This is a genomic window from Ruminococcus callidus ATCC 27760 (assembly GCF_000468015.1).
GTDB classification, from domain to species: Bacteria; Bacillota; Clostridia; order Oscillospirales; family Ruminococcaceae; genus Ruminococcus_C; species Ruminococcus_C callidus.
Genome location: NZ_KI260314.1, coordinates 10,967 through 20,829, shown reverse-complemented (window position 1 = coordinate 20,829; position 9,863 = coordinate 10,967). Strand labels below are relative to the sequence as shown.

General features: G+C 53.5%; 10 protein-coding genes and 1 riboswitch. Of the genes, 3 read left to right on the top strand and 7 right to left on the bottom strand.

All coding sequences use genetic code 11. The annotated features are described in order from the left end of the window. Window positions 1-60: 60 nt before the first annotated feature. From ribH to ribD, 7 genes are read right to left on the bottom strand one after another with little or no spacing between them, the layout of a single operon-like run. On the bottom strand, window positions 61-522 hold the full coding sequence (gene ribH, locus RUMCAL_RS02555) for a 6,7-dimethyl-8-ribityllumazine synthase (RefSeq protein WP_021680907.1): 462 nt from the start codon (window positions 520-522) through the stop codon (window positions 61-63). Then, window positions 519-1,349: a glycosyltransferase family 8 protein gene (locus tag RUMCAL_RS02550; protein ID WP_278245026.1), complete on the bottom strand. Its 831-nt coding sequence runs from the start codon at window positions 1,347-1,349 to the stop codon at window positions 519-521. Before RUMCAL_RS02550 ends, ribH begins: the two co-directional genes overlap by 4 nt. Before the next feature lie 47 nt (window positions 1,350-1,396). Beyond that, on the bottom strand, window positions 1,397-1,957 hold the full coding sequence (locus RUMCAL_RS02545; protein ID WP_021680905.1) for a hypothetical protein: 561 nt from the start codon (window positions 1,955-1,957) through the stop codon (window positions 1,397-1,399). 12 nt (window positions 1,958-1,969) lie between these two features. After that, window positions 1,970-3,172 (bottom strand): bifunctional 3,4-dihydroxy-2-butanone-4-phosphate synthase/GTP cyclohydrolase II, encoded by a 1,203-nt coding sequence (locus RUMCAL_RS02540; protein ID WP_021680904.1) that lies wholly within the window; start codon window positions 3,170-3,172, stop codon window positions 1,970-1,972. A 13-nt stretch (window positions 3,173-3,185) separates the two neighbouring features. After that, window positions 3,186-3,668: an NADAR family protein gene (locus tag RUMCAL_RS02535; RefSeq protein ID WP_021680903.1), complete on the bottom strand. Its 483-nt coding sequence runs from the start codon at window positions 3,666-3,668 to the stop codon at window positions 3,186-3,188. A gap of 11 nt (window positions 3,669-3,679) precedes the next feature. Beyond that, window positions 3,680-4,315 (bottom strand): riboflavin synthase, encoded by a 636-nt coding sequence (locus RUMCAL_RS02530; protein WP_021680902.1) that lies wholly within the window; start codon window positions 4,313-4,315, stop codon window positions 3,680-3,682. 1 nt (window position 4,316) lies between these two features. Beyond that, the gene (gene ribD, locus RUMCAL_RS02525) at window positions 4,317-5,480 is read right to left on the bottom strand and encodes a bifunctional diaminohydroxyphosphoribosylaminopyrimidine deaminase/5-amino-6-(5-phosphoribosylamino)uracil reductase RibD (RefSeq protein WP_021680901.1); all 1,164 of its coding nucleotides are present in this window, start codon (window positions 5,478-5,480) and stop codon (window positions 4,317-4,319) included. A 126-nt stretch (window positions 5,481-5,606) separates the two neighbouring features. Continuing rightward, a riboswitch (FMN riboswitch) is annotated at window positions 5,607-5,742 on the bottom strand. 226 nt (window positions 5,743-5,968) lie between these two features. On the opposite strand from ribD, the gene RUMCAL_RS14325 reads away from it, so the two are divergent. The 3 genes from RUMCAL_RS14325 to RUMCAL_RS02510 all read left to right on the top strand — a co-directional run bounded on the left by RUMCAL_RS14325 (window position 5,969) and on the right by RUMCAL_RS02510 (window position 9,709). Further along, the gene (locus tag RUMCAL_RS14325; protein ID WP_021680899.1) at window positions 5,969-6,646 is read left to right on the top strand and encodes a helix-turn-helix domain-containing protein; all 678 of its coding nucleotides are present in this window, start codon (window positions 5,969-5,971) and stop codon (window positions 6,644-6,646) included. A gap of 210 nt (window positions 6,647-6,856) precedes the next feature. Beyond that, a complete protein-coding gene (locus RUMCAL_RS02515) occupies window positions 6,857-7,840 on the top strand; it encodes a beta-ketoacyl-ACP synthase III (RefSeq protein WP_021680897.1) in 984 nt (327 codons plus the stop codon). 18 nt (window positions 7,841-7,858) lie between these two features. Beyond that, window positions 7,859-9,709, top strand: coding sequence for a class I adenylate-forming enzyme family protein (locus tag RUMCAL_RS02510; protein WP_021680896.1), 1,851 nt, complete (start codon window positions 7,859-7,861; stop codon window positions 9,707-9,709). Window positions 9,710-9,863 lie beyond the last annotated feature (154 nt).

Sequence of the window (9,863 nt, the reverse complement as noted above, 5' to 3'; positions counted from 1 at the left end):
GTCGCACAATCTTTGTGCGGTATTGCCTCAACAATGTGGAAAGTGCCTCGTTTCTCGTTTTCAGGCGTTCTTGAACAGGCTGACCATTTCCAGTGCGGACATGGCACAGTCATAGCCCTTGTTGCCTGCCTTGGTGCCGGCACGTTCGATTGCCTGTTCAATGGTGTCGGTAGTCAGCACGCCGAACAGTACCGGCAGACCGGACTCCAGTCCTACTTGTGCAATGCCCTTGGAAACTTCTGCACAAACATAGTCGTAGTGGCTGGTGGAACCGCGGATCACTGCACCGACGCAGATAATCGCATCATACTTGCCGGAGAATGCCAGCTTCTTGGCAGCCAGCGGGATCTCAAATGCTCCCGGTACCCATGCCAGTGTGATGTCGTCGCCGTCGGTGCCGTGCCGCAGCAGGCAATCCTCTGCACCGCCCACCAGCTTGGTGGTGATGAATTCGTTGAAACGTGATGCAACGATCGCGATTTTCAGCCCTTTGCCGTCATACATGCCTTCCAGTGTTTTCATGTTCTTGTACCTCCGTTGTTGTTTTCAGTTTCGAGAAGTTCCTGATAAAAGATACCCAGTTTCCCGACGTATCCGGACTTCCATGGTTTATTTTTACCGCAGTAGTGAATGACGCTGGTGTTTTGTCTGACCCAGTCGATACTGCGGATCTCGTTCGGGTGTCTGGCGTTGTACATTGCCAGAATACGATCGCTCAGATTGTAGCGATAGCTGTCCGCCAGCTGAATCTGCTTGCCGTACAGAGCAGTGATGATGTCCTGATCCGGCAGGAGCAGGCGGTTTTTCTTATCGCTGACAAATGCCAGCACGTCCTCGGTGGTCTGCTGCTGCCGAAGCTGTTTCAGGTTCAGCACCATGACACCGGTGTTGATGTAGGGCACATCTTCCGCAATGCCCAGCCGCAGGCAGTTCATCTTGTTGAACAGAGCACGCACGTGGGTGCAGGCAATATAGCTTGCACCGTCAAATGCCTTGTGGTACAGGTCGTCCAGCGGCTGAATTGCGATCGTGTCGGTGTCCAGATACAGCACACGGTCTAATTCTGCCGGTAAAAACTGAGCCGCAAAGATGCGGTAGTAGATTTGCCTGGGATAGCGGTCAGTTTCCGGAAAGTCCTGAAAAAAGGTTTCGTCTATGGACACCCCCAGAATTTCCGCTTCCGGAACCTTCTGCTGTATCTGTTGCAGATCGTCCGCTGTTAGATCGGAGTGCAGCACATGGACGGTGTAGCCCTCCGAACAGGGAAATCGTACCACAGAACGCAGGCATTGTACCAGCTGCCAGCAAAAATTGCGGTTGATACAGAATAATAGGTGCAGGGGAATCACTTCCTTTCTGTGGACAACGTCTAAGGAAACGCTGATGCGGTATTGCCCTAAGTCCGGCGGAATGTCACAGGTCCCCAGTTGCTGTTGATGTGAAATGTGTCCGCATCATCAAAGGTAAAATCTGTAACATATTCGCCGCTGTCCTGATAAATGGCGTATGTTCCTGATGTCGCATCGGTGCATTCCAGATAACCGCTGTATTCCAGATTGCCGGTGGCGTAGTAGGCAGCCACACCGCCTTCACCGTCCATGACCAGAGAAGCCGTATCGGGATCTCCGTCCATATACCACGTGCCGGCAGTGCAGGCGAACACTTCTATTGTCGCAGCATCGTCCGTAGCTTCTGTTGTTGGTATTGCAGCAATTTCTGTAGCAATTTCTGTTGCGGATGCTGTAGTAGTTTCTGTTGCAGACGTCGTAGTGGTTTCTGTTGCAGATGTTGTAGTGGTTTCCGCAACAGTAGTTTCTGTCGTTTCTGTTGTCGTTTCTGTAGCAGTAGTTGCGGTTGTTGTGGAAGATTCCACAGCGGACTCCAGCGAGCCGCAGCCGCTTGTCCATACACAGACAGCTGCCAGCAGAGGAAGCATACTACTATAAATGATTTTCATAGACAAATCCCCTTAAAAGTGTAGATAATGACCCATTTTGAACTGCTTGGTCTTGAGATACCGCAGATTCTCCGGCTTTTCCGGAATGTCGATGGGAACACGCTCGGCAACAGTCAGCCCGTATTCGCCCAGCTCTGCGATCTTTTCCGGATTGTTGGTCATCAGCCGCAGAGAAGTTACCCCCAGATGTTTCAGGATCTGTGCACCTACGCTGTAATCCCGCAGGTCCGGTGCAAATCCCAGTTTGATATTTGCCTCTACGGTATCCAGTCCGTCTTCCTGTAGCTTGTACGCCCGAATCTTGTTCAGCAGACCAATGCCTCTGCCTTCCTGCCGCAGATAGACCAGAACGCCCCGTCCCTCTGCGTGGATCATGTCCAGTGCACGGTTCAGCTGTTCGCCGCAGTCGCACCGGCAGGAGCCGAACACATCACCAGTCAGACACTCAGAGTGTACCCGACACAATACCGGCTTGCCGTCTGCCACATCACCCATGACCAGAGCCACATGCTCGTCCCCGTTGATGGTGTTGCGGAAACCGAACATCTGGAAATGTCCGTGGACTGTGGGCAGTTCTGCCCGTGCCACTTCTTCCACGAAGTTGTCATGATTCCGGCGGTAGTGCTGGAGTTCCCGAATGGTGATAAAGGACAGCCCGTGCTGTTTTGCAAAGTCTGCCAGCTTTTCGCCACGCATCATGGTGCCGTCATCGTCCATGATCTCACAGCAAAGTCCCACCTGTGTCAGTCCGGCGAGCCGGAGCAGGTCTACAGTTGCTTCGGTGTGCCCGTTCCGTTCCAGAACGCCGCCGGGCTTGGCCTCCAGCGGGAACATGTGTCCCGGACGGCGGAAGTCGCCGGGGTGTGCTTCCGGATCGGCTGCCATGCGGGCTGTCAGACCACGCTCCACTGCGGAAATACCGGTGGTGGTGTCGATATGGTCAATGGAAACGGTGAACGCGGTTTCATGGTTGTCGGTGTTGTGAGAAACCATTTGCGTCAGTCCCAGCCGGACAATGTTGTCATGGTTCATGGGCATGCAGATCAGCCCCTTTGCGGCACTTGCCATGAGGTTGACGTTTTCCGTGGTGGCAAACTGTCCGGCACAGATGAGGTCGCCCTCGTTTTCCCGATCCGGATCGTCTGTTACCAGAATGCACTTGCCGTTCCGCAAGTCCTGCAAAGCTTCTTCAATGGTGTTATATGTAATTGCCATAGAAATGACCTCCTTATTTGGATAGTTCGTCCCGTACCTGCATCAGTGTATAACCCAACAGATTTTGTCCACGCCATTTTTCCGGAGAAAAACGGTCGCTGTCTGTCATGGACAGTCCGATGCCCCAGATCCTGTCGTGTACCGCACATTCTGCCAGCAGATGCGGTGCAGTTGCCAGCAGTTCTTGCAGAAGCGACTGGTTTTGCCGGAATTTTTCCAGCAGCCCCTCGCAGACGATCTGCTGCCGGACTGCACTCCACCGGGAGTCCACATAGTTCCGGACGCTCCGCCCCAGCGCCTTGACCTTGCCGGGGTTGTCGGTTTGCAGAATCTGCTGTGCAATTTCGGTATCCTGAAATTGCAGGGCTTTCTGGTACATCATGTACTGTTCCATGTGGGCAAAGGAAATGCCGTCTTTCTCGAACGGCGAGGGATACCAGTTGCTGAGATAGCCGTTTTCTTCTTCTGGATTGTGAAAACAAATGATATGCCGCATATGTATCTCCTTTAAAAAAATCCGTTCTGTTGCAGCAGTTCCATAGTGACACCGCCGCTTTTCGGCTGCATCAGCTTTTCCACATACTTGCCGATGATGTCGGTTTCCAGATTGACGATCTCACCGGAGCGATGCTTCAGCAGGGTGGTTTCCTCACCGGTGTGTGGGATCAGGCTCACAGTGAAATCCGTGTGGGAAACTTTTGCCACTGTCAGGCTGATGCCGTCAATGGCAATGGAGCCTTTTTCCACCACATACCGGAGCAGTTCCGGTGTGGCACTGATCGTCACTAGCATTGCGTTGCCCTCCGGCTGCATGGAACGGATTGTTCCCGTGCCGTCAATGTGTCCGGCGACAATGTGCCCGCCGAATCTGCCGTCCGCCGCCATGGCACGTTCCAGATTCACTTTCGAGCCGGTTTTCAGCTGCCCCAGATTGCTCCGCCGCAGGGTTTCTGGCATCACATCTGCTGTGAAGTGGTCTTTGTCCATGCGAATCACCGTCAGGCAAACGCCGTTCACGGCAATGCTGTCGCCGATCTGCGTCCCCTCCAGCACCTTTGTGGCGGACAGTTCCAGTTCGCACCGGTTGGGGGACTGGTTCAGCCGCCGCACAGTCCCCATTTCTTCTACGATTCCGGTAAACATCTTAAAATTGCTCCTTTCTGGTATATTCCAGAAGCAGATCCTGTCCCAGACGGGTAATGGTGGGTTCGGACAGCAGGACAGCCTTGTCCGGTGTGGTAATGCCCATGCCGCCAATGGGGGACAGACCGTCGCCGCCGAACAGCTTCGGTGCCACGTAAACCTGCACCAGATCACAGCAATTTTCCTGCAATGCTGCGGCGTGAATGGTCGCACCGCCCTCAATCAGCACGCTGTCCAGCCCACGCTGTCCCAGCTGTTCCAGACAGTTTCGCAGGGAGATGTGTCTGCCGTTCAGTTCCTCCTTGGAGAGTTGAAATTCGCCGAGCCGCATGAACAACTCGTCCAGTTCTTCCTTGGGCAGCAACTTTGCCTCCAGTACGGTAACGCCTGCCGCTTCCAGAGCCGCCTTTTTGTCCTTGTCCGGAGCATAGCAAAAGACAATGACCGGCACTTCCTTGGCAGTCTGCACCAGCCGGCTCTCCATGGGGATTCGCAGGCGGGTATCCAGTACCACCCGTACCGGCTGGGAAGGATTCTCACAGCGGCAGGTGAGCAGAGGATCGTCTGCCAGTACTGTGCCGATGCCGACACAGATCGCAGCCACCCGCTTTCGGGTCTGTTGAACATGGGCACGGGCAGCTTCGCCAGTTACCCATTTGGAAGCCCCGCCGGCACAGGCGATCTTGCCGTCAGCAGTCATGGCATATTTTAAAATGGTATAGGGCATTTTGGTGCCAATATACCGGAAGAAGATCGGGTTCAGTTTATCACAGGCTTCCCGCAGGAAATCCGGAATCACTTCAATGCCGTGTTCTTCCAGATACTGCACACCCTTGCCGAATACCAGCGGATTGAAATCGCGGGAACCGATGTACACCCGCCGAATGCCGCTTTCCACCAGTGCTTCGGTGCAGGGCGGCTGCTTGCCGTGGTGACAGCATGGCTCCAGTGTGACATACATGGTCGCACCGGCAGGATCCTCCGTGCAGTTCTTCAGGGCGTTTCGTTCTGCGTGCAGGTCACCATAGCGGGCATGCCAGCCCTCGCCGATGATGCGGTGATCTTTGACGATCACAGCACCTACCAGCGGATTGGGATTGGTAAAGCCGGTGCCACGCTTGGCAAGCTGTATGGCACGCTCCATGTAAAAAGAATGCTCTGTCATGAAAACACCTCCGAAAAATAACAACGCCCTGTTTTGCCAGAAGCACAACAGGGCGAAATCAGACAGCCGCTTTTCTGCGGGAGCTGTATGGATTCATGGTTATGGGGGAAACACATCGTATTTGCTGCGTGGCTTCTCTCATCCGGACTTTACCGTCGGTTTCGGAATCTCACCGAATCAACCAGTTCCACACTGGCTCGCAGACTACGGCATATCGCCGTTCACTGCCGGTTCTGAATTGCACAGTACCCTGAAGCTGCTATCAGTATAACATGATTTCTGCCGTTTGTCAAGAGACTTTTTCCGGTATGAAGATTCATAAGAATTTCACCAAAATAACTTTTTCTTATGCTATAATACTTTTGATTCTACGAATGATTTTAGGCAACACCGCACAAAGCTTGTGTGTAAGGTGCGTTGTTGCCTTTACATCTGCAATGATGCATGGATAAGAGCACTTTGGAATTTTACAGAAAGGGGCCTTTGGAATGACAGAGGAAAATATGCGGAAAACCATTGCCGGAAACATTGCAAAATATCGGAAGCAGCTGGGCATGACACAAATTGATCTGTCGGAGAAGATCAACTATTCTGACAAGAGCATTTCGAAATGGGAACGGGGCGACGGCATTCCGGATGTGCCGACACTGGTGCAGCTGGCGGAAGTTTTCGGCGTTTCTGTGGACGAACTGATCTATCCGCCGAAGCCCCAGCCGGAATTGTCGGTAGAGCCGGAAAGTGACGCAAAATCGGTAGATTCTACTTACGGTAGATTCCGCTGGAAGCACTTTTTCATCACTCTACTGTCCGTAGCCGGCGTTTGGCTGGTGGCATTTCTGCTGATCTGTCTGTTCCAGTACCTCGCACCGAGCGTGGCAGATCTCTGGGACGGCAGAGTGCTGTGCTACGCTCTTGCCGGTTCGTTTGTGGTGTTCCTGATTTTTGCCAGCCTGTGGTGGGAACGGGCATGGATCTTCATTGCCATAACCGGCATCATCTGGGCAGGGGCTCTCTCTGTCTTTGTGACGTTTCACACCATTTCCGGTGCGGCGGTGGTGTTTGCATTGGCTGGTGTGCTGGAACTGCCGGTAGTCCTCTGCTATTTCTGGCGGTGTGCGGCAAAGCACCAGTGGCTGATTCCCTATCCGTTTCCGCGGAAAAAGTAAAGACAATACCGCTGTTTTTAACAAATATTATATTTGAAATATAACGAAAAAAGGCATGGTACACCTGTACCATGCCTTTTTTGTGTGAATATACACCAGCATTCGGAAATTCTCAAAACGGTAGAGCCGGTTTCTGTGGGAATAGGTGGATTCTATTCCGTAAAAAGGGTATACTAAGTACTGCAACAACATGAAAGCGAGGAACCCTATATGAAAATCACACAGGACATTGGCATTCGCATCTGCGGCACCGGCAGCAGCGTGCCGGAACGGAAGATTTCCAACGATGACATGGCAACGATCGTAGAAACCAACGACGAATGGATCCGCACCCGCACCGGCATTTCCAACCGGCATTTTGCAGACAAGGAAACGAATCTTTCTTTGGGCATGGAAGCCGCAGAAAAGGCACTGGAAATGGCTGGCATCTCTAAAAAAGAAATTGGCGTAGTCATCTGTGCCACCATTACGCCGGACAATATCGTTCCGTCGCAGGCGTGCATGCTGCAAAAGGAACTGGGACTGCCGGAAACGGTGTTTGCCTTTGACATCTGTGCAGCCTGCACCGGATTCCTCTACGCAGTACACACCGCCCGTTCTCTGCTGTGCAGCATGCCGGAAAAAAAATATGCTCTGGTAGTGGCAAGCGAAGTGTTGAGCCGTGTTACCAATTTTGCTGACCGGAACACCTGCGTCCTGTTCGGGGACGGTGCCGGTGCAGCGGTAATCACGCTGGACGAAAACAGCCGCTATGCCTTTGACTGCGGAGCAGAGGGCAACACAGAAGTGCTGTACTGTCCGAAGTATTATCACGATACAAACCCCTTTGCCGAGAATCTGCCAGAACCGGCAGAGCAGTTCGTCAGCATGCAGGGCAGAGCCGTGTACAGTTTTGCCGTGCAGGCACTCTCCGGCAGTATCCAGCGTGTGGCGGAGAAAGTGGGCAGCTATCCGGACTGCTATGTCTGCCACCAGGCGAATGCCCGCATCTTGCAGGCAGCAGCCAAGCAGCTGAAAGAACCGATGGAAAAGTTCTTTCTGAACATCGGCGAATACGGCAACACCTCTGCGGCATCGATCGCCATTGCACTGGACGACTGTGTCCGCAGCGGCAGCGTAAAACGGGGACAGACCATGATGCTGTCCGGATTCGGCGGCGGTTTGAGCTACGGCACCGCATATTTCACATTCTGATCGAAGGAGGACTTCGCCATGTACCGCAAAGAATATACCGAAACCATTTTTCGCACCGGCAGCCATACCTCCCGCAAAAGCAGTGTCAAACAGCACGAAATGGCAGCACTGCGGGAAATGGAGCAAATGATTCTGGCTGCTGAAGCTGTCCCTGCCGGAGCAGAGGCTCTGGAAAGAGCCACGGCACATCTGGAACAATTTTTGCAGCAGGTGCGGCAGAAACGCATTCTGGACGAAAAGCAGCGTGCGATGGAGGCGTTCCGGCAGCAGTTTGAAAACGGCTACACATGGCGGAACGGTTTTCTGCGGAATGTGGCACGGTTCGGTGATCGGGAAGCCCTGATAGAACCGGAGAGCGGAACCGTCTGGACGTACACACAGCTGAATGCAGAGGCAAACCGGTTTTCGCACGCCCTGCTCCGTGCCGGACTGCAAAAGGGCGATGTTGTCATGGTACAGCTGCACAACTGTCCGGAATTCGTGTTCGCCTATCTGGCTTGCCATAAGACCGGCATGGTATTCTGTCCGGTGAATTTCCGTCTGTCTGCCAAGGAAATTACAGACTGTATGGACAACAGCCGTCCCAAGGTGTTCCTGCTGGAGCCGGAAACACAGGCGGAAGTGGACATGGCACTGCGGCGGACGGCACACGCCCCGCAGATTCTGCTGACCACAGATGCCAGGGCAGCCCATGCCTACGCTGGCTTCACCGCAGACTGTCCCGCAACTGAACCGGAGCTGCCATGGGAACTGTCTGTCTATGATGAAACCCTGCGGCTGTTCACCTCCGGTACCACCGGCAAACAGAAAAGCGTATGCCTGACCAGCATCAACGAGGTGCTTTCCGCCCATGATGTGATGATCCATTTCCCGTTTTCGTTTACCGACCGTTCCATGAACACTACACCGTGGTTTCATCGCGGCGGGCTGCACTCCGGCGGCATTACACCGACGCTGTACGCCGGCGGTACTGTGATTATCCAGCGGAAATTCCAGCCGGAAAAGACACTGGACATGGTACAGCAGTACGGACTGACATTTCTCATCGGCGTTCCCAACGTGCTGGAACTGCTGGCAGAAGCACAGCAGAAACAGCCCCGTGACCTGAGTAGCCTGCATGGCATCGTCACCATGGGCAGCCCGCTGGAACGGGCAGACTGTATCCGCTATCAGAAGATTCTGACCAAGCGGATTTTCAACGGCTATGGTACGACAGAAACGTTCTGGAACACGTTCCTCCGACCGGACGACCTGCCGGAAATGGCAGGCAGTGCAGGGCGTTCCTGCGTTGATGATGATGTGCGTGTGATAAAGGTATATGAGGACCGTGTGGCAGAGCCGGATGACCTTGCAGTGACAGACGGCAGCGAGGTGGGAGAAGTCATCATTCGCTCCAATGCCAAGTCGGCGGCGTTCTATTTCGGAAACCCTGCGGAAACTCGCCGGCGGTTCCATGACGGCTTTTTCTATACCAATGATCTGGGTACATGGGACGAGAACCATTATTTCCACATTGTAGGACGAAAAGACGATATGATCATTTCCGGCGGAGAAAACATTTATCCGGTGGAAGTGGAAGAAGTGCTGAACCTGCACCCCGCAGTCAAGGACTGCATTGTTACGGCAGCACCGGACAGCAGGCGTGGCGAGATCGTCACCGCCTATGTGATCGCTGCAGACCCGTCGCTGACAGCACAGGAACTGGAACGTTACTGCAAGGAAAGCCCGCTGCTGGCGAATTATAAACGCCCGCATTATTACCGGTTTGTCAGCGAACTGCCCCGCAATGTCACAGGAAAGAAGATGCATTATGTCATGAAACAGCTGGCAGAACTGGACTTGCAGGAGGGCAGACTGATTCGGGTATAAGAGCCGCTGTTATTCCCGCTTTTTGTTGCTGCATGCAGATACCGTATTCCGTGCAGGGAGTACGGTATTTTTTATCGAAGAAAGCAGGGTGCAGCGGACTGCGTTTCTGAAAAAAATCCAACGGCAATACCGCACAAAGATTGTGCGACAGATG